General features: G+C 29.9%; 16 protein-coding genes. 14 read left to right on the top strand and 2 right to left on the bottom strand.

Annotated elements, in window-relative coordinates:
* Positions 1–67 precede the first annotated feature (67 nt).
* The 4 genes from DY168_RS09400 to DY168_RS09385 all read left to right on the top strand — a co-directional run bounded on the left by DY168_RS09400 (position 68) and on the right by DY168_RS09385 (position 2278).
* On the top strand, positions 68–520 hold the full coding sequence (locus tag DY168_RS09400) for a transporter substrate-binding domain-containing protein (RefSeq protein WP_115642466.1): 453 nt from the start codon (positions 68–70) through the stop codon (positions 518–520).
* Positions 501–845: an ABC transporter permease subunit gene (locus DY168_RS09395; RefSeq protein WP_115641545.1), complete on the top strand. Its 345-nt coding sequence runs from the start codon at positions 501–503 to the stop codon at positions 843–845. Before DY168_RS09400 ends, DY168_RS09395 begins: the two co-directional genes overlap by 20 nt.
* The gene (locus DY168_RS09390; RefSeq protein WP_115641544.1) at positions 814–1443 is read left to right on the top strand and encodes an amino acid ABC transporter ATP-binding protein; all 630 of its coding nucleotides are present in this window, start codon (positions 814–816) and stop codon (positions 1441–1443) included. Before DY168_RS09395 ends, DY168_RS09390 begins: the two co-directional genes overlap by 32 nt.
* 226 nt (positions 1444–1669) lie before the next feature.
* A complete protein-coding gene (locus DY168_RS09385; protein WP_172556310.1) occupies positions 1670–2278 on the top strand; it encodes an acetate uptake transporter in 609 nt (202 codons plus the stop codon).
* A gap of 143 nt (positions 2279–2421) precedes the next feature.
* Here DY168_RS09385 and DY168_RS09380 read toward each other — a convergent pair whose 3' ends face one another.
* Positions 2422–4497, bottom strand: a complete 2076-nt coding sequence (locus DY168_RS09380; protein ID WP_242984099.1) for a bifunctional metallophosphatase/5'-nucleotidase — start codon at positions 4495–4497, stop codon at positions 2422–2424.
* A gap of 155 nt (positions 4498–4652) precedes the next feature.
* On the opposite strand from DY168_RS09380, the gene DY168_RS09375 reads away from it, so the two are divergent.
* On the top strand, positions 4653–6314 hold the full coding sequence (locus DY168_RS09375; protein ID WP_242984098.1) for a M4 family metallopeptidase: 1662 nt from the start codon (positions 4653–4655) through the stop codon (positions 6312–6314).
* A 398-nt stretch (positions 6315–6712) separates the two neighbouring features.
* Complete coding sequence (locus tag DY168_RS14820) at positions 6713–7765, top strand: CAP domain-containing protein (RefSeq protein ID WP_242984097.1); 1053 nt, start codon at positions 6713–6715, stop codon at positions 7763–7765.
* A 70-nt stretch (positions 7766–7835) separates the two neighbouring features.
* Here the strand turns inward: DY168_RS14820 and DY168_RS15060 are convergent, their stop codons facing one another.
* Entirely contained in the window at positions 7836–9074 is a 1239-nt protein-coding gene (locus tag DY168_RS15060) for a PLL family lectin (protein WP_423237252.1), read from the bottom strand.
* A 493-nt stretch (positions 9075–9567) separates the two neighbouring features.
* Here DY168_RS15060 and DY168_RS09360 point away from each other — a divergent pair, with 493 nt between their 5' ends.
* The 8 genes from DY168_RS09360 (at position 9568) to DY168_RS09325 (ending at position 20247) form a co-directional block, all read left to right on the top strand.
* Complete coding sequence (locus tag DY168_RS09360; RefSeq protein ID WP_115641541.1) at positions 9568–10710, top strand: hypothetical protein; 1143 nt, start codon at positions 9568–9570, stop codon at positions 10708–10710.
* 290 nt (positions 10711–11000) lie between these two features.
* Complete coding sequence (locus tag DY168_RS09355; protein WP_242984095.1) at positions 11001–11174, top strand: hypothetical protein; 174 nt, start codon at positions 11001–11003, stop codon at positions 11172–11174.
* 61 nt (positions 11175–11235) lie between these two features.
* Positions 11236–11865, top strand: coding sequence for an HAD family hydrolase (locus DY168_RS09350; protein ID WP_115641540.1), 630 nt, complete (start codon positions 11236–11238; stop codon positions 11863–11865).
* 335 nt (positions 11866–12200) lie between these two features.
* On the top strand, positions 12201–13451 hold the full coding sequence (locus DY168_RS15055; RefSeq protein ID WP_115641539.1) for a transposase: 1251 nt from the start codon (positions 12201–12203) through the stop codon (positions 13449–13451).
* A 210-nt stretch (positions 13452–13661) separates the two neighbouring features.
* Positions 13662–14645 carry an ABC transporter ATP-binding protein gene (locus DY168_RS09340; RefSeq protein ID WP_115641538.1) on the top strand — a complete coding sequence of 328 codons (984 nt, stop codon included), beginning with the start codon at positions 13662–13664 and terminating at the stop codon, positions 14643–14645.
* Positions 14645–16159, top strand: a complete 1515-nt coding sequence (locus tag DY168_RS09335; RefSeq protein ID WP_115641537.1) for an ABC transporter permease/substrate-binding protein — start codon at positions 14645–14647, stop codon at positions 16157–16159. Before DY168_RS09340 ends, DY168_RS09335 begins: the two co-directional genes overlap by 1 nt.
* 108 nt (positions 16160–16267) lie before the next feature.
* A complete protein-coding gene (locus DY168_RS09330) occupies positions 16268–17986 on the top strand; it encodes a hypothetical protein (protein ID WP_115641536.1) in 1719 nt (572 codons plus the stop codon).
* A gap of 125 nt (positions 17987–18111) precedes the next feature.
* A complete protein-coding gene (locus DY168_RS09325; protein WP_147291420.1) occupies positions 18112–20247 on the top strand; it encodes a transcriptional regulator in 2136 nt (711 codons plus the stop codon).
* The last annotated feature ends 50 nt before the right edge of the window (positions 20248–20297 follow it).

The following is a 20297-nucleotide window of genomic DNA, read 5'->3' as shown; positions in this document are numbered from 1 at the left end:
TTTTTTTACTAAAAAGTATAGAATGTCATTAAGTTAAAATTTATTTATGAAAGGTATTGGTATAAGTATGAATAAGATAATTAAAGGTTTGTTATTAACATTAGTGCTTACTATTTCACTTGTAGGATGTTCAAGTGTAGGAGATAAAAAGGAAGATAAGGCAAATAAAGAACTTGTAATAGGTATGGAACTTGCATATCCGCCCTTTGAGACTACAGATGAGAAGGGGAATCCTTCAGGTATAAGTGTGGACTTAGCTAAAGACCTTGGAGAGTACCTTGGAAGGCCTGTTAGGATTGAAAATATGGCCTACGCAGGGTTAATCCCATCATTACAATCAAAGAAGATAGATGTGATTTTATCTTCTTTGACTATTACGAAAGAAAGACAAGAGGTCATAGATTTTTCTGATGCTTATAGCAAGTCATATTTAACTTTATTAATAAATAAAGATTCAACAGTTAATGAAGTTAAAGATTTAAATATAAAAGGTAAGAAGGTTGCAGTTAAAAAAGGATAAGGAAATAGGGTTTTTACAAAAGGTTATTAACGTATCTATTGTAATCATATTACTAATGGCAATAGTATTTATTTCTTTTAAAAGGCTAGATTATCCCTTCAACTTTTCAAAGATAATAAGGTATAGATATAAGTTCTATACAGGCTTTATGATGACTATAGTTATTAGCTTTTTTTCTCTTATATTAAGTCTTGTTATTGGTACTATAATAGCTAGCCTTAGAAATTCAAAGATACTCCTGTTAAATTATTTTTCGAAGATATATGTTGAAATAATAAGGGGAACACCCTTACTTGTTCAAATTTTTATATTTTTCTATTCTTAGGATAATAGCAGGAATTGAAAGGCCGGATTCGGGTGAAATATATATAAATAATAAAAGAGTAGAATTTGATGAAAAAAAGATTAGGGAATATAGAAAGTCTATAGGAGTTGTTTTTCAAGCCTATAATTTATTTCCACACCTCACCTCATTAGAAAACATAGTACTACCATTAAATAAAATTCATAAGGTTAAGGTTGGAGATGCTACAAAGATTGCAGAGGAACTTTTAGAAAGATTTCAGCTAAGTGAACATAGAGATAAAAGGCCTTCAAAGCTTTCGGGGGGACAACAACAAAGAGTAGCTCTAGCAAGAGCACTTGCTATAAAGTCAGAGGTTTTATTACTTGATGAACCTACCACAGCTTTGGACCCTGAACTTACATCTCAGGTACTATCTATGATATTAGAATTAGAAAAGGCTAATAAAGATTTGATACTAGTAACTCATGAAATGGGATTTGCAAGGCAAGCTTGTGATAATCTTATATTCATATCAGGTGGAAAGATAAAAGAAATGGGAGATTCAAGCAAGGTGTTCTCAACACCAAAAACAAAAGAACTACAAAACTTTTTAGATAAAATATTAGAGTGGAAATAAAAGAATATATAAAAAGAGCACCTAGAGATAGGTGCTCTTTTTATTTCATAAATAGATTTACCATTGACATTGTGCGAAATTTATAATAAATTATAGAGGCATTTGTTTTATATGTTGTTTTTATTTAATAGTAGGTATTTTAATATTTCATTTTATTATATTTTAAATGTTAAGATAACAATGTATATATAGCTTATGTAATTTACTAGTACATAGGGGGATAAAAATGAATAGTGATAATAAGGTACAGATAGTCACAGCAGATCCATCTGCACTAGGTTTATTTGGGCTTGCAGTTATAACATTAGTAGCATCTTCACAAAAGCTTGGTTTTACACAGGATGTTTCTTTTGTGTTGCCTTGGGCAATATTCTTAGGGGCTTTTGCTCAATTACTTGCAAGTATAAATGATTTTAAACATAATAATACTTTTGGAGCTACTGCATTTGGAGCTTATGCATTCTTTTGGTTTGCTATGGGATTTACATGGCTTATACAAAATGGGGTTTTTGGAGCAGAGCTTGCATCTAAGGCTGATCCTAAGCAATTAGGTTTTGCATTTTTGTCATATTTAATATTTACTGCATTTATGACTATAGGAGCAATGGAGACTCATAAGGTTTTATTCCTTATATTTGTAGGTATCGACTTCTTATTCTTAGGACTTACATTAAGCTCCTTTGGAATAATGAAAGAGTTTTCACATAGTGTAGCAGCTTATGCAGAATTTACAATAGCAATATTATCTTTTTATGGAAGTGCTGCAGCGTTATTAAATACTCATTTTGGTAAGGTGTTTTTACCGGTGGGGAAGCCTTTTGGAATATTTAAATAAGGTAATTTTAAGTGTAATGTAGGATTTTAATGTTACAATATTGAAATTGTAGTATTAAAAAGGGTACTCTATAATTAATTATAGAGTACCCTTTTTTTATTGTTTTTAGTAGTGTTGACTTTTTATAAGAATTAACAGTAAGATCATTGTTTGTCTTTTTTAAATAATACCATACCTGTGGCAGTTAATGATATACCTAAGAAAATTATAAGAGATAATCCTATAGGAGATCCTGTCTTAGGTAAGGCGCCATAATTTATATTAGTTTTTGGAGAGTCATTTGAAGGCTCTTTATCTTTTATTTCATTATTACTACTATCTTCCTTACTACTATCTTCAATAATAGGCAACTGTTTGTCGTCATGAATTTTATGTTTAGCATAAAGGCTATCTAATTCTTCTTTTGGAATATCATTTGTATTTATAGAAGCAACATTTGTATACTTTCCATCTTCACTAGTTGGAACAGTTAGGATTCCTTTTTGTACTAGTTTTGTTACAAGGTCATATTCTTTAGAAGATTTATCTATACCTAAAAGTGACCAATTTTCAGCTACATGTCCATCTATTATGCCACCTTTAACATTCATTATATAATCTATAGAACGATTTCTTATGGTACCAGCATCTTCACCATATTCGTCTTTAGAGGACCATAATTTTTTGATGTTAGATCTTCCTTCGAGAGCACCACCTTTTGATAATAATTGCCCCATACGGTAGGAATTAAGACCTAGTTTAAGGGTATCTGTATGTTTGATCGCTTTTCCGTCTCTATAAGTTAAATTAACAATTCTATTTCCAGCAGGTTTTGATAGATCTATATTGTAGTTTATTCCGCCAAAGATATCATTAGTACTGTACTTTGAATTTCTTCTAGAAGGGTTGAAGCTTGGAGTGATGTCACCTTCTTTAAGTTGATTAAAGTATGCAGCTGACCATTCCATGTAATCTTTTAGGTCTTTTCCAGAAACCTCATATACTGTAGTTTCACCACCAGTATATCTATAATTAAAGGCTATGTCCTTTTTCTTTATAGGTCCTACATCTAATCTTGCTCTTTCATTTTCTATACCTATAGCTACTGCATCCGCTTTGCTATAATATAATTGAACTTCATTTAAAAATGTAGTAAGAGCTGTTGGGGCTATTTGAATTTCAGGTATACCTTTAATTTGCTCATTAGGGACTAAAGGCATAACTTTAAGTTCACCAATAACCTTATTTGCCTCATCTCTTAAGATATTATGGAAAGGTTGTAACTTAGCTTCAAGGTCTTTATCTGATTTATATTTTGATACGTCAATAACATTAGACTTTTTATCTTTAAGAACATACTTATCATTTTCCTTCTTAAAGGTTAAATCTACCTTAGATAAACGTTCTCCATATTTTGAGGGCTCTGTTACAAGTACTCCATTTATAAGCTTCCCATCAATTTGTTTATGCATATGTCCTGCAAATATAACGGAAAGTTCAGGAACGGCATTAGCTAAATCAGTGATTCCTGTATTTGAAATTTCGTTTTCGTTATCTTCACCCATATGAATAAGTCCAACCATCACATCTACTTTTCCTTCAAGTTCCTTTACTACCTTTTTAGTTTCTTCTACAGGATCTGTAGTATGAACACCTTTTAAATGATCAGTTCCAGCTTCAAATTTTTCAATAAGTGGGGTAGTCATACCTATAACCCCTACTTTTATGCCGTTTCTTTCTACTATAGAGTAAGCAGGCATAAATCTAGTACCATCTTCTTTATAAAGATTTCCTACAATGGCTTGTCCTGTTTTAAATTGATTGGTTACATTTTTTAGAGTATCTAATCCAAAATTAAATTCATGATTACCCATAGTCCAAACGTCATAGTTTAGATAATTCATAGCAGTGACCATAGGTTGCTCGGCCCCTTTATTAAAAGTTTCTACAGAATTATCCTGAATGGCATCTCCTGCATCTACTAATATAACATTAGAACTTTTAGATCTTACATCTTTTAGGATAGAAGAAATTTGAGTCATGCTTCCCTTAGTATTAGCTTCGTCTCCTGAATAGTCCCAAGGAATAAACCTTCCATGGACATCAGAACTTTGTAAAATGGTAACAGTTACATCATCTCCAGTAGTTGCAGCTTTTGCTGATTTTAAATTAAATGATGTAATAGTGGATAATGATATGGAAAGGGTTACTAAAAGACTTAATATTTTTTTAGTATTCAATTTGTTATCCTCCTTAGTGTATACGATTTTGTAATTATAATTATACTTGAAATAAATTAAAATGCAAAATAATAGTTCTTTGTAATTATTATGAAACATAAATATGTATTGTTCATACATTATAATTGTAGTGAAAAAAATAGTGAGGTGATATTGTGAAAAAGAAAGCTTTTATAATTTTAACCGCATTTTTAGTTGCAGCCATGGTTCCTACTCAAATATCTTATGGATTTGATTTAGGCTCAACAGTAAAAGGAAAAGACGAAATCTTAAAACAATTTGAGGAACTAAGCAAAGGTGAAGAAAAGATATATTTACAAAAGGATAATGGTATTCAAATTTTCGTAAAGGGAACCTTGTCAGAGGAATTAACCCCTTCCGTGGATAAGGTTATTGAATTTATGAATGATAGTAGAGAACTTTTCGAAATTTCTAATGAATATAATGATTTTTCATTAAAGGAAGTAGAGAAGGATGAACTTGGATTTACCCATGTATCTTTAGAACAAATTTTTGATGGTAAAAAGATATATGAAAAAAATGTTAAAGCACATTTTAATGATAATGGGGAATTAATAACAATAACTGGTACTCTTGAAAATAGAATTGATTCTATAGAGAAGGAGAGTAGTAATCCTATAACTTCAGAAGAAGCTATAGAAATAGCTAAAGGTTCTAAGGAGTTTTATGAATTAAGTGAAGAGGTTGTAGCAGAAAATTATATTTATTATAAAGATTCTAAGGCCTACGAAGTTTATAAAGTTAATATAGTTTATGATATGCCTACCTTTGGAAGCTGGGATATATTTGTAGATGTTTATAGTGGGAAGATTATAGAATGTAAGAATCTTATAAGGGAAGATAATGCTTTAGGATCTGGTATTGCTGTAAATGGAGATGAAAGAAGTTTAAACCTTTATAAATCAGGTATAAAACATTATCTTCAAGATAGAACAAAAAATATGGGTGGATATATTAGCACCTATACAGCTAATTATAGAAATACCACAAATGGATCTTTAATCAATAATGAAACTAACACTATTAATGATCCAGCAGCAGTAAGTGCTCACAGTTATGCAGGAGTTGTATATGATTTTTATAAAAATATGTTTAATAGAAATAGTATAGATAATAAAGGAATGTCAATAAATTCAGTAGCACATTATGGATCAGCTTATAATAATGCTTTTTGGAATGGTTACAAGATGGTTTATGGGGATGGAGACGGTAGATTATTTGCACCACTTTCAGGAGATTTAGATGTAGTAGCACATGAAATGACTCACGGTGTAACAACTCATAGTTGTAATTTAAATTATGAGAATCAACCAGGTGCTCTTAATGAATCTATGTCAGATATATTTGGTGTTTTAACTCAGACTTATGATAAATATAATGTTGCTAATGGTGGGACATGGGAGTTTAATTCTTATGATTGGGTGGTTGGAGATGAAATTTATACTCCAAGCGTACCAGGAGATGCTCTAAGAAGCTTAGTAAATCCTACGTTATACAATCAACCAGGTCATATGAACAATTATAAAAACTTGCCAAATACACCTTCAGGAGATAATGGTGGCGTTCACATTAACTCTGGTATCCCAAATAAGGCTGGATATTTAGTAGCCCAAAGTATAGGATGTGAAAAAACAGCTCGAATTTATTATAGAGCTTTAACAGTATATTTTAATCCTACTACTAATTTTGAACAAGCAAAACTTGGACTAGTTCAATCAGCGCAAGATTTATATGGAGTTAATTCAACAGAATCTAAATCAGTAAAGGATGCATATACAGCTGTTGGGGTTAATTAGGATGTCATAGAGAGATATAATAATAATAATAATAATAAGGAGGCTGCATAAAAATAAGATTTTGCTACAGCCTCCTTATTTTATGTTATTCTTAGTCATATAATATTATTTTATTAATCTTATAAAGATTTTTTAGTATGTGTAAATTTATACTCTAATTCCTATTTATATTTGTGTTTACATGGATATTTAATAATTAGGTTATGTCTTAAGCCCTCCATTTTAGTCAATAATGAGACCTAATAAATTACCATAGTTAAAGAATGATAATTTACGAGTTAAATGATGAATTAGCCACTAAGGGGTTATTATTCAATTATAGGAATGAGGTTCCTAATAAAAAGTTATTGATTTTGTGGTATAACTAATAACAACACAAATTAAAAGGAGTGGAACTAATGAGAAAAAGATTTATCACACTAATTATATGTGCTGCATTAACAGGTACTGGATTAATGGGAGGAACAATTAAAAGTGGCAATGAGTGGGTTAATCCACTAAGGGCTATTTTAGGAATAGAAAGTGTAAAGAAGGATAAAGAAGATCATGTAGTAGAAAAGACTACTATAGTTGAGGGTAATGCTACTAAAAAGGAAGATACTATAGAAGAGATTAAAAAGGACGAAACTAGTGACGTTGCTGAATTAGTAGTAAATGGACAAGCAAAGCAAGAGAAGGTTTTTAATAAAACTACATTAGATAATGATGTTACATTAGAAGATAACATTGTGGATTATAATATTAATGAGGCTAGTAAAGATAATGATTTTTCTGTTGAACTATTAAGATCAAATAGAACTTCAAGGGTGTACAGACCTTCAAGAGGAACTGTAAGGACAAAACCATCGGTAACGCCTGCACAAACACCTAACGTTACACCTATACCTAATAAATCTAAAGCAGTAGTTACAAATACACCAACACCAATACCATCACCAGCACCAAAAGCTACACCAACACCAATACCAACACCAGCACCATCACAGGCACCAATAGTTAGGCCTGCCACTGTTAAGCCATCTACAGAAGCAGTAACAAGTGATGCAAACCTTGAAGCAAAGGTTGAGCAATTAATATTTAATAGAGTAAATGCAGAAAGATCTAAAGCTGGGATGTCTCAGTTAAGCTACAACAGTACAATGGAAAAGTATGCAAGAATTAAATCAAAAGATATGTCTGATAGAGGTTATTTTGATCATAAGAACCCTGAAGGACAACTCATAACGGTTCAAATGGCTAAAGACGGAGTTTCATTTACAGCTTGGGGTGAAAATATAGCTTATATAGGTGGTATTTCTGATGCAAATGCTATTGCTGATAAGTTCATGACAAATTGGATGAATTCATCAGGACATAGAGCAAACATATTATCATCTAAATTTACAAGCCTAGGAGTGGGCATTTATAAATCAGGAAATAAATACTATGCTACTCAAGAATTTTATAAATAAATAGAAAGCATAGTAAGAGCTCTAAAGATAGAATTAAGTCTATCTTTAGAGCTCTATTTTTATATATTAATTAATTTCTCCAAATATGCCACATTGCATTATTTCTGCCTCTAGCAAATACGTCAGTTCTGTTTGGACCCCAAGATACTGCAGATGGATCAGATGTTATAGTGCCTCCAATATTACTCCAATTGCTCCAACGTGATCCGTTCCATGACATTGTCATTAGTTGATTATTTTGGCCTCTTGCAAATACTTCAAGTCTATTAGATGCTCTAGAAGATACTGCAGGAGCTGAGGTTATATTTCCACCAAGGTTTTGCCAACTGCTCCATCTAGAGCCATTCCAGAATATGTGATACAAACGATTGCCATCGCCACGAGCTAAAACATCAATTCTATTATTTCCCCAGGAAACAGCAGTGGGAGCTGAGGTTAATCTTCCACCAAGACTTTCCCAATCACTCCACCTAGAACCATTCCACCATTTATGATATAAGGCATTATCAGTGCCGCGTACAAAGGTATCAAGTCTATTACGAGCCCATGAGGAAACTGCAGGGGAAGAGGTTAAAGTACCACCAAGGCTTTCCCAGTTGCTCCATCTTGAACCATCCCAGAAGATATGCCACATAGCATTGTCTGTACCTCTTCCAAATACATCAATTCTATTATTTGCCCATGAAACAGCAGCAGGAGCAGAAGTTAATACACCACCTAGTTTTTCAAAATCACTCCACCTTGATCCATTCCACCATTTGTGATATAAGGCATTGTCAGTTCCTGTTACAAAGGTATCCAGTCTATTAGGTGACCATGAAGAAACACCAGGACCAAAAGATAAGACACCACCAAGGTCTTCCCAGTTACTCCATCTATTAGATGGGGTAGGTGGATTAGGAGGAGTAGGTGTACCAGTATTCATTAAAGTAAATTCTATTACCTCTTTAAAGGTGCTATCAATTACTTTGTTAGGAACCCCACTAGAACGTAAAGAAATAAATATCCAAGTATAACTTCTTCTGAAATTATTAAATATAGCATTTGTTCTTTGATTTATGTTTCCACTATACCTATTAGCATTGTCTATGGTGTAGGATATAGCAATACTAAAATATATATTAGTAAGTACACGACTTACACCGAATCTTTCAAAATTTCGTACAAGATACGGCCTTTGAATGTTAAGAAGTGCAAGTATTCTATTTACATCTTGCTGAGGAGCCCTAGTATCGGCTAGAGACACATCATAGTTTTCATTTAAAGATCGATAGTCATTTGAATAGTTATTTTCGTAAGGAATTTCCATGGAATTAGGTTCAGCGTAGTGTTCAATTACATTATAATCTTGGAGCTCATTAGAATCTCTAATTTCATCAAGGTTTTCCAAATCATTAAAAACATCAATATCATCAATATCTTTAGTAGTGTTAAAAACTTCAAAGTCGTTAGTATTTTCAAGATCATCTAAAACCTTAGGGTTATTAAAAACTTCAGGAGTGTTATCATCATCAACCCTATAAAAACTCCTCATTTGATCATCTAATAATGAATTTAAAGCTTGATTATTTGAAATGGGACAGTGAAAAAACGGATTATACATTAGAAACCTCCTAATATTTTGCTGCGAATTTTAAATTCTCATCAGTTATATTCTATTCTTAAAGACTAAAGCTGTTACAAAAACATTAGATAGATAGATAATGGTTATATTTATTGAAGATATTTAATAATAATAATAATAAGGGGAATATAAAGGAATAGATTTGTGGATTTTAAATCATGATATTTAGGAGGAGTGTATGGATATTTTTGATATTTTAAAAAGCATTACTAAAGAGCCTAATAAAGATAAAAAAGTAGATCGTAGTACAAACAGTAAATATACAAAAGAAGAGATTGTAATGATAAAAAAGCATAACTTATATGTAGATAAAAAGTTGCTTATTATAACTAATAAGATGTCACACATTCTAGAAAAGCTACCACTTGAAATTCAAAATAACTTTTGCTATAAGATAAGAATAAAATTGCTACTATCGGATTGTAATATTAAATTATCAGCAGATCAAATAAAAGAGTCGGATGATGTGTTAAAGGGTATAGATGAGGATATATTTGAAAGATTACTAAATGAATTAACAGTTTTGAAAATAATAAATAGGGTAGAGGATCAATTAGTAACTAAATATGTAGACGGGCCTAAAATTAGGTTTAATGAATTTTTATTAGTTGAAATATATAAGGTTCAAATAGAAGAAGAAATTGAAAAGGCTAGATTTAAGCTAGAACCATTTAAAGATTTAGAAGTAGAACAGGTAGAATATATATTAAATAAGGTAAGAGTTTTACATGCTATAAAATCATCTTTTAGACCAATATTATTAAATGAATTTGCTTTGTATGATAAGGTTTTAGAGGGATTTGGAACTGAAAAGATTGAAATTATTATAAAAGAATTAATTAATTCAGAAAACATTATAGAAACTATAATTAAAAATGAAGATGCATATTCATTTCTAAGTGATAAAGATTTTATAAAAGCTGATGTTAATAGGCAAGAACATGTAAATAATGAAATTAAGATATTTAAGAACATGGAAGAGGCCTCTAAAAATATAGATCCAGTCATAATAACTAAAAAGGTTAAAGTTAATAAAAAAGCAAACAAATTAGACGCTAAAAAGATTAAAAAGGCAGATAAAATAAAGGATCAAGAACATAATAAAATAGATAAGGTAGATATGGATGTAAGTATAGGAGAACATAGTAATATTACTTATGATCAAAATGTTGAAAACCATGATGATATGGATAAAAAAGGGGCAGAGATAAATACAGAGGATTATAAGAATGCATATAAGATAGAAATGGAAGCAACCATAGGGGACGGAATTAATGGAGTGTCAAATTCCAAGAGCATCATAAATAAAAAAGAAGATTAAAGATATTAACTATAGACCTCCTATCTGATTTTAAAAGTTAGATAGGAGGTTTTGTTTATGTTATTATATAAATAATAACTATTGCAATAAAAACATTTAAAGATGTTATAATAAGAGTTATCAAGTGATTCTTAGACTCTGGTGGAGTTTGGTTATAAGGAATACATCTTTCCATCTTAGTGTTAGAAGAACTTATAGAGTGGTGTAGCAGCCGTAATACCCTACATTGAATAGGATAGTGGTGTTGAGGATGGTTGCCATGGTATAAATATGGTGATAGGTGGGGTAATATGATATTTTATTTTTCAGCAACAGGGAATTCCTGGGGAGAGGATTGTACTGAATGCTTGGCATGTCTTCATCTATGCCCAGTTCAAGCTATCCAATATGGAAAAGGCACAGAAAGCAAAGGAAGATATAAAAACCCCAATGTGAGTATAGATGAGATGAAAATAAACAAATAAAGATTATAAAATTAACTTAAGTATAGAACAAAAGATAAATATAGAAGTTGGAGGATAAATAATGAAACTAGACAGTATTATATTTGATTTAGATGGTACATTATGGGATTCAACAGCTGAAGTTGTTAGGTCATTTAATAAAACATTAAGTAAATATAGTGAAGTAAAAGAGAAACTAACAATAGATGATATAAAAGGGATTATGGGATTTACAATAGAAGATATTTCACTTAAATTTTTCCCCTACTTAAATAAGAAAAAGGGACTTGAAATCATTAAAAAATGTTGTGAAGAGGAATGTGGTTATTTAGAAAATAGGGGTGGCATCTTATACCCTAGAGTAGAAGAAAATCTAAAAAGGTTAGCCGCTACGCATAAATTATTCATAGTCAGTAACTGCCAATGTGGTTATATTGAAGCATTTTTTAAGGCACATGGGTTAAGTAAATATTTTATTGACTATGAAAATCCAGGTAGAACAGGACTTCTTAAAGGTGAAAATATAAAATTAATAATAGATAGAAATAATTTAAAAAGCCCAATATATGTAGGGGATACTAAAGGAGATTTAAAGGCAGCAAGATTTGCCTCTATACCTTTTATTTATGCAAGATATGGCTTTGGAGAAGTTAAAGACTATGATTATGTAGTTGATAAATTCGAAGAAGTTTATGAAATAGTAATGTCTTAAGATTCTTTTGATTAAATAGTATATTTAGACTTATTGATTAAAATTAAGCATCTTATTTATAAATAAGATGCTTAATTTTAATCTAATATTTAACTTTCTTTAATGGATGTTATGTATAATATAAGAATAAAGACGCAACATCTAAAGCAGAAGTTTAGCACTTGAAAAGTTTTTAGGGCGATAGCCCGTTGATTTATAATGATTTGTATCAAATTAAGAAAATCGTTATTAATTCCGATTTTTGCTGGAATTTATAAGGGGAAAACTTGCATAATAAAAGCATCCTTTTTATAATAGTTTTAACTAGAAACTTAAAATAAAAGGATGCTGATAAAATGAACACAAATTATTTAAAACAAATGCTCACCTATATTAATAAGGTATATCATATAGGCAAAAAAATCAATACCTTAAAGGATAAAAGAATAAAATTTTCTGCAAAAGTTTCAACAATCTCCTTTGTGGTATTATTTGGGTTTATACTTCAAATAAGAAGTTTCAATAGATTAGAACACTTACTTGAAAAAAATAAATTTAAAAAGTTGCTACCTAAGAAAACTAAAGTGCCACGTATTGATACCGTTAGGCGCTCATTAAGCGACTTTGACTTAGAAGGTTTAAATAATATGCACAATCAAATAATAAAAACTGCGGTAAAAAATAAAGTCTTTAGAGCTAGTACTATGGATGGTTTAAAGGTAGTGGCAATAGATGGTGTAGAATTATTTGAAAGCACCAAAAAGTGTTGTGATAAATGTCTTAGCCGAGTTCACAATGGTGGAGTTACTCATTATTTTCACAGGTCAGTAGTATGTTCAACTGTAGGCTCTGATCCGCACCTTATTTTAGGACAGGAAATGCTTGAACCTAAAACAGATGGATCAAATAAGGATGAAGGTGAAACTACCGGAGGGAAACGCCTAATCAATAGGCTATATAAAGAATTTCATCATTTTGCAGATATCATAGTCGCTGACGCTCTATATTGTAAATCCACCTGGATTAAAGAAGTGCTATCAATTGGAATGAACGCAGTAGTACGAGTTAAAGATGAAAGACTTCATATTGTCAAAGATGCATTAGCTTTATTCAAGTGCAGGGAGCCAAATAAAAAGTGGGTTGTGAATAGAAAAAGTAACAACTATATAAAAATAAAAGCCTGGGATGAAGAAAATTTTGAAATGTCTAATTCAGAGATAAAAGTAAGATTTATAAAGTTTATAGAAGAAGTACATAAAAAAGATAAAGTAGAAATCAAAGAATCATGGATTATAACTACAGACAAATTTACTTCAGTAGAAACTTTGTGGAAGATAATGCATAAAAGATGGGATATTGAAAATAATGCGTTTCATCAGTTAAAAACGGAGTGGCATTTAGATCATTGCTTTCTTCATAGTCCAACAGGCGTAGAAACAGTGCTTATGTTTATAGTAATAGCCTTTAACTTAATGCAATTATATTTTTTTCGGTGCATTAGAGGGTTTAGAAGAAAAAGGATGTTGCAGATAAATATAATTGAGGATTTAAGGGATGAGATGCTATTAGTACAAGATTGGATAAATCCTATCTTCGATACTACTTAACTAGTTTAATAATTGCAAATTAATTTTGAAGATACTTTGGGGAGGGGGAATTTATAGCCATTTTGCGACCTATCTGCCTGTTGCATTCCCATATATCTTAATGAATGTAATAGGTGACAATTACAGTAAGAGTAAAATTTTCACTGGGATTTTAATGCGAAATCTCTGCATCTAAAGAGGAATAAATGACAAAAGGTAAGGAGTGGTGATATGATTAAATTTGAAAATGTATCTAAATATTATCCTAATGATAATATAGCTGTGAAATCTTTAAATTTAAACATTAGAGATGGAGAGTTTTTTGTACTTATAGGGCCTAGTGGCTGTGGTAAAACTACTACACTTAAAATGATTAATAGGTTAGTAGATATTAGCCAGGGTACAATTTATATAAATAATAAAAAAATAAGTGAGTACAATATTCATGAATTAAGATGGGATATAGGATATGTACTTCAGCAAATAGGACTTTTTCCTCACATGACTATTGAGGAGAATATAGCTATTGTTCCAGAACTTAAAAAATGGGATAAGAAAAAGGTTAATGAAAGAATAACAGAGCTTCTAGAAAGTGTTGGACTTGAACCTGATAAGTATCGTAAAAGGAAGCCATCAGAGCTTTCAGGAGGAGAACAACAACGTGTAGGTGTAGTTAGGGCTCTTGCTGGTGATCCTAAGATAATTTTAATGGATGAGCCTTTTAGTGCATTAGATCCAATTAGTAGACAAAAACTTCAACAAGACATAGTAAAACTTCAAAAAAGGATTGAAAAGACTATTGTTTTTGTAACCCATGATATGCAAGAAGCGTTGGCTCTTGGAGATAGGATTTGTGTCATGAAAGATGGAGAAGTGGTTCAATGTGATACACCAACAAACATTATAAGTAACCCTAAAAATGATTTTGTAGAAAACTTTTTTAAGTCAGGAAATGCATATAATACATGCGTTCTAAAAGGAGAGTATAAAGTAAAGGACTTAATTGATATAGAACTTTATAATCATTATAAATACAAAACTCAAAATAATAATATAATCATAGATGATGAATCATCCTTTGAAGATTTACTTAAGTTATTAAAAGATGAGGAATTAATTTTGGTAAGGCATAAAGGACAAATTATTGGAACAATTGACTCTAATAATGTGGTTAAATTTATATCTATGCAACTTGAAAAAGGCGGTGATGTTTAATGGTTACATTAATTTCAACTCTTGAAGAACGTAAAGAACAATTAGTAACTGCGCTTTTTCAACATATGCAGATTTCCTTTATTTCAATATTTATAGCTGTACTTATTGCGGTTCCTCTTGGAATATATCTAATACGGCATAAGCGTTTATCAGAGCCAATTATACAAATAGCATCTGTTTTTCAGACTATACCATCTCTTGCTCTTCTTGGAATACTTATTCCATTAGTAGGAATTGGTCAGGTTCCTGCTGTTATTGCACTTGTGATTTATGCGATTTTACCAATACTTAGGAATACCTATACTGGCATTAAAGAAATTGACCCTGTATTAATAGAAGCTGCTGAGGCTATGGGTATGAATAGGAGAAAGCAACTTTATAAAGTTCAACTACCACTTGCAATGCCTGTTATTATGGCTGGAGTTAGAACGTCTATGGTTTTAATAATCAGTACAGCTACACTTGCTGCTTTAATTGGAGCTGGTGGGCTTGGAGATTTAATTCTTCTAGGTATTGATCGTAATAACAATGATCTCATTTTAATTGGAGCAGTACCTGCAGCACTTCTTGCTATTGTTTTTGATGTACTACTTCGTTATCTTGAAAAGGTATCTTTAAAAAGGAGTATGATAGCAATTGGCATAGCTGTTATGGTAATATCTTATGTTGTTGTTCTACCATATTTTACAACGCAAAAGAAAGAAGTCATTATTGCAGGAAAGCTTGGATCGGAACCTGAAATTTTAATTAATATGTATAAACTTATAATTGAAGAGGAGACGGATCTTAATGTAATCTTAAAACCTGGACTTGGAAAAACAAGTTTCCTTTTTAACGCCATAAATTCAGGCGATATCGATGTATATACTGAATTTACAGGGACAGTTCTAGAAACATTTATAAAAGAAAATGCAATAAGTCACGAACCAGATGAGGTTTATGAGCAAGCACGAATTGGCCTTGAGGAAAACTTTGGAATGGAATTTTTAATACCTATGAAATACAATAATACTTATACTATTGCTGTATCTGAAGACATTGCAAATGAACATAACCTTACAAAGATATCAGATTTAGAAAATATAGAAGGTAACGTTAAAGCAGGATTTACATTAGAATTTGTAGACAGGGAAGATGGGTATAAAGGTATTAAAAAAGTTTATGGATTAAATTTTCACAATATAAAGACTATGGAACCAAAACTACGTTACAGTGCAATAAAATCAGGTGATATTAATTTACTTGATGCATATGCTACAGATAGTGAACTTAAGCAATATAATCTTAAGGTATTAGAAGATGATAAAAACTTCTTCCCTCCTTACCAAGGAGCACCACTTATGCTTAAAAAGACTCTTGAAAAGTATCCACAAATAAAAGAGCCGTTAAATAAACTTTCAGGTAAAATAACAGAGGATGAAATGCGTAAAATGAATTATGAAGTCAACGTAGAAGGAAAATTATCTAAAGATGTTGCAAAGGAATATCTTGAAAAAGAGGGGTTACTTAAATAGTTAATATAATTAACATAAAATCATGAATTTATATAACTTCAAAATTCATGATTTTATTATATGAATTATGGTATATAATTTTAGTAATAAGATAAATAAGGAGGAAGTATGAAAAGTATTATAAGAAAACTAATTATTACAGGGATTTTAGCTATAAGCTTAGCAGGATGCACTAATATTGGAACTAAAAAGGATACAAAAGATTCTATATTTTATTTAAATCCAGTAAATACTGAAGAGTTTTATGCCTTAGATAGTAAAGGCGAAAAGAAGAAGGTAGCTAATAATATTTCAAATGTTATGTACTCTAAAGGACTTAATAAGTATATTGGTATTAATAAGGATAAGAGCTTAATTGCTATTGATAAGGATGAAGTTATAGATGAAATTGATACTTTTGTATTATATATAGATGAAATGACTAAAGATAGTACAACTATTTATTATATTAATGAAGATGGAGAATTGTATGAAAGAGAAAAAGCAAGTACAGAAAATATACGAATAGCAAAGAATGTAATGGAATATAAGTATTTAGGCAAAAACGCTATATGTTATAGGACTAAAGACCTTAATTTATATATAAAGAAAGAAGGTAAAGAAAGACTTAAGGTTGCATCTAAGGTATCTCATTTTAAAATTAGTGAAGATTTAAAAAAGGTAATATATATATCTTCACAAAATTTATACATAGAGGATATAGATAAAGAAACTAAAGAGGAAATTTTAACAGGTGGCTCTAAACTTTTGGAGGCTGAATTTATTAGAAATAAAGATTTAGTATATATAATTAATAATGAATCAGAAGAGTCAGGAGGAAAACTTTATTATAAGCCTTATGAAGGTAAAGCAGAAGAGATAAGTGAAGAGGTTATTGGAATGAAACTTCTTCCTAGTGGAAGAGGGGTTTACTATTTAGATGCTAAAAGAAAGCTTTACTTTAAAGAGTTTAAAACAAAAGAGTCAGTAGAGCTTTCAGAGAATGTAATGTTTTTAAAAAACAGTACAGATAGTGACGCATATATAATTGATATGGACAGAAACTTAAAGAAGGTAAGTGTTAAGGGAGATGAGGAGGAGGAATTACTTAAGGATGTAAATCATTCTATAGCTTATAAAAACAAAGTAGTTGCAAAAAGCAGTGAAAATATATTATATGTAAATAGTGAAGAAGTAGATTCTAATGTAGATGTGTTTTATGTTAATGGAAAAGAGATAGTGTATCTAAAAACTAGTGGAGAAATATTAGTTAAAACTTATAAAGACAAGCCAAAGGTGGTTATAGAAGATTATAAAATTTATAAGGATATATATTTTTTAGATACTAAAGTATATACAAATTTATTCACGATAAAGGACTTAGAAGGATACTGGGTTAATAAAGATAATAAGGATATAATGATGTCATTTAGTGAGGATACTTTCTCAGAAGTTACACCTTATTACTTTTGGAAGTATTCAATGAAGGTTGATACAAGTAAATTTAATGAGATTAAGATATCTTTAGGTAATATGGAATTTAACAAAAAAACATTTAATAAAAGAGATGAAAACACTATAGATGATTTTACGGCTGTATACAAGAGAGTAAACAAAGATGTATATGTAGACTATGAAACTAAGATGAAAAATATTAAGGACTGTGCAGCTAAAATCTTAGGTGAAGAAGCCGCCTGTGCTAATGTTATGGAGAGAGATGGACATAAGTACTATGTTTATGTCAATAATATTAACAATCCATACTACCCAATAGTTATAGATGAAAATATAAAGGTATATAAATATGATGACTTTATTAAAGCTAAAGAACTCATACCAATAAACTAAGTGTTTTTAAATGTTTTATATATTAATTATTAAATCTAAGTTTGGTAAGTTTAATATTAAAATAAGCGAGGTGTAAGATGGCAAGTCCTAAGTTATAAGTTTACTTAGATGATTTGCCAAGATATATGGATAATAAAAAGAATATAATAATAATTATAGTTATAATTAGTGTAATTACAGCACTTGGGTATACTGGCTACAAGGTTTTAGATAAAAAGGATTTAAGTAAGTCTAATGGTAAAGGCTTATTTACTATGAAGACTTATATTGGAGACTTATATAGTTTAAATGAAGAAAATGAAGCATTTAAGCTATTAGAAGGATCAATAAAGACAAGAGGTATAAAATTTAAAGAAAACTCTAAGGAATATATAATATTAGATGAAAAAGATAACTTATTTTCAATAGATGAAAATGGTGAAAAAAGAGAGATAGCTTCTAATGTTTTAGATTATAAAATTAGTGATTATAAAGGAAATGCTATTTATTATAAAGACAAAGATAATAATTTGTATAGAAATATAGAAGATAAGGAATATAAGGAAGATCTTACGATAGATAGTGATGTAGATGCATTTAAAATTATTAATAATGAAGTGATTTATTTGAAAGGTTTAAAAGATGTATACATTAAAAGTGAAAATAAAGAAAGTGAGAAGGTTTCTATTGAACCACTGCTTTTAAGAAATAAAGGATTAAAGGAAGATAAGATTTTTTTTGCAGAAGAAAACAAGGTATACTCCTATGAAATTAAGAAAAATGATAAAGAAGAAATTATGGATATTTCAGTAGATGAACAAAATCCTCCAATGTTTATAGAGGAGGCTTATAGAGGTATACTTTATTTAACAATGGACTTTTACTCTGAAAAGGGAATAGAAATTTATTATAAAAACAAAAACAAAGAAGCAATAAAGTTAGCAGAAAAGATTTCTGACTATAAGATTTCAAAGAATAAAAGGGGAGTATATTATACAGTTCAAGATAAAGAAAATATTGTTTTTTATTATAAAGAATTTAGTGAAAAAGAAGCAGTTAATATTTATGAATGTAAAACTCAAGGGTCTATACTTATGGCTACAGGGGATGGAATTATTGTAAATATTGATGAAGATATGATTTATAATATAGATCCTAGTGGACATAAGGAGAGGATTGGTTCAGATCCTCTGTCAAGTATTCAAAAATATAAAGATAATATAGTTTACTTGAATGATAATAATGACTTATATATTGGAAAAGATAAGGTTCAAGGAGATGTAAAAAACTTTTTAGTAAATGAAGATCTTTTAGCATATATAACAGAGGGAAATAAAGTATTTCTAATAAAAAATAACAATAAGCCAGAAGTGGTAATAGAAAATGCAAAAGATTATAATAATATTTATTTTAACAATGAAGAATTATTTAAAAATGTTTTTCAACAATCTGATATAATAGGGATCTGGCAACAAGAAGATAATGATAAAGTTATATTTAATTTTGAAAAGAAGAAAATAAATTTAATTGCAGAACATAATAGTGCTAAATTTAATTATGCAACTGAGCCCAATTATGAAGGATATATAAGTAACATAAACAAAGATGCTGTACTAGTAAAGATAGAAACACATAGTAAATATGTAGAAAATAATTTTATAAGCATCGATATGATAGATAGGGATAATATAAAAATAAATGGTAAGGTTTATAAAAAGATAGATATTGATACTTTTGATAAGTTTTCATCAAAGAATGTAAATTTAGAAGATAATATTAAAAACAATATGGGTCTTGAATATTCAAAGTTAGACATTAAGTGTAGTAATATAATGTTTGATGAAGGTAAAATATATTTTTTATATGAGTCTAATGATGAAAATATGCCAGCTACTATACTTATAGATGAAGAGGGAATTGGATATCATTACATGGATTGGCTACAAGATAAAAAGTTGGTTAAAAATGAAGAGTTTAATAAAAGATTTAATAAAGAAGAAGCTAAGTTAGTACCTTATAATAAGGACAGAATTATAGATGCTAGTAAGCTAAAACATAGTTACATTGGAAATGTTAATCCTAGTTATATTACATGGTATGCAGCAGCCGAGATAGCAGCTAATGACTTTTTTAAAGAACGAACTGATTTAAATGAAGAGGATGTATTTTTCCAGGTAGAGCTTATGGATGGTGCTTATTATGTAGAGGTTACAAAGAATAAAGGTTTCATATATTTGTATGAAATATCACCTTTAGATGGAACTATATCTAGGAAAAAGTGATCAGGATCAAAGATATTTCCAAGGAAATAAAGTATAATCTAATAAAGATT

The sequence above is a fragment of the Clostridium putrefaciens genome (assembly GCF_900461105.1).
Classification (GTDB): Bacteria; Bacillota; Clostridia; order Clostridiales; family Clostridiaceae; genus Clostridium_L; species Clostridium_L putrefaciens.
The sequence above is the reverse complement of the archived record's forward strand: the minus strand, read 5'-3'. Positions and strand labels throughout refer to the sequence as shown.

Excerpts from the sequence above, each read along its gene's own strand:
- DY168_RS09355 (WP_242984095.1), top strand. The coding sequence starts at position 11,001 with ATGATATTTTATTTTTCAGCAACAGGGAATTCCTGGGGAGAGGATTGT.
- DY168_RS15060 (WP_423237252.1), bottom strand. The coding sequence starts at position 9,074 with ATGGAAATTCCTTACGAAAATAACTATTCAAATGACTATCGATCTTTA.
- DY168_RS09340 (WP_115641538.1), top strand. The coding sequence starts at position 13,662 with ATGATTAAATTTGAAAATGTATCTAAATATTATCCTAATGATAATATA.
- DY168_RS09335 (WP_115641537.1), top strand. The coding sequence starts at position 14,645 with ATGGTTACATTAATTTCAACTCTTGAAGAACGTAAAGAACAATTAGTA.
- DY168_RS15055 (WP_115641539.1), top strand. The coding sequence starts at position 12,201 with ATGAACACAAATTATTTAAAACAAATGCTCACCTATATTAATAAGGTA.
- DY168_RS09330 (WP_115641536.1), top strand. The coding sequence starts at position 16,268 with ATGAAAAGTATTATAAGAAAACTAATTATTACAGGGATTTTAGCTATA.
- DY168_RS09325 (WP_147291420.1), top strand. The coding sequence starts at position 18,112 with ATGGATAATAAAAAGAATATAATAATAATTATAGTTATAATTAGTGTA.
- DY168_RS09385 (WP_172556310.1), top strand. The coding sequence starts at position 1,670 with ATGAATAGTGATAATAAGGTACAGATAGTCACAGCAGATCCATCTGCA.
- DY168_RS09400 (WP_115642466.1), top strand. The coding sequence starts at position 68 with ATGAATAAGATAATTAAAGGTTTGTTATTAACATTAGTGCTTACTATT.
- DY168_RS14820 (WP_242984097.1), top strand. The coding sequence starts at position 6,713 with ATGAGAAAAAGATTTATCACACTAATTATATGTGCTGCATTAACAGGT.
- DY168_RS09350 (WP_115641540.1), top strand. The coding sequence starts at position 11,236 with ATGAAACTAGACAGTATTATATTTGATTTAGATGGTACATTATGGGAT.
- DY168_RS09360 (WP_115641541.1), top strand. The coding sequence starts at position 9,568 with ATGGATATTTTTGATATTTTAAAAAGCATTACTAAAGAGCCTAATAAA.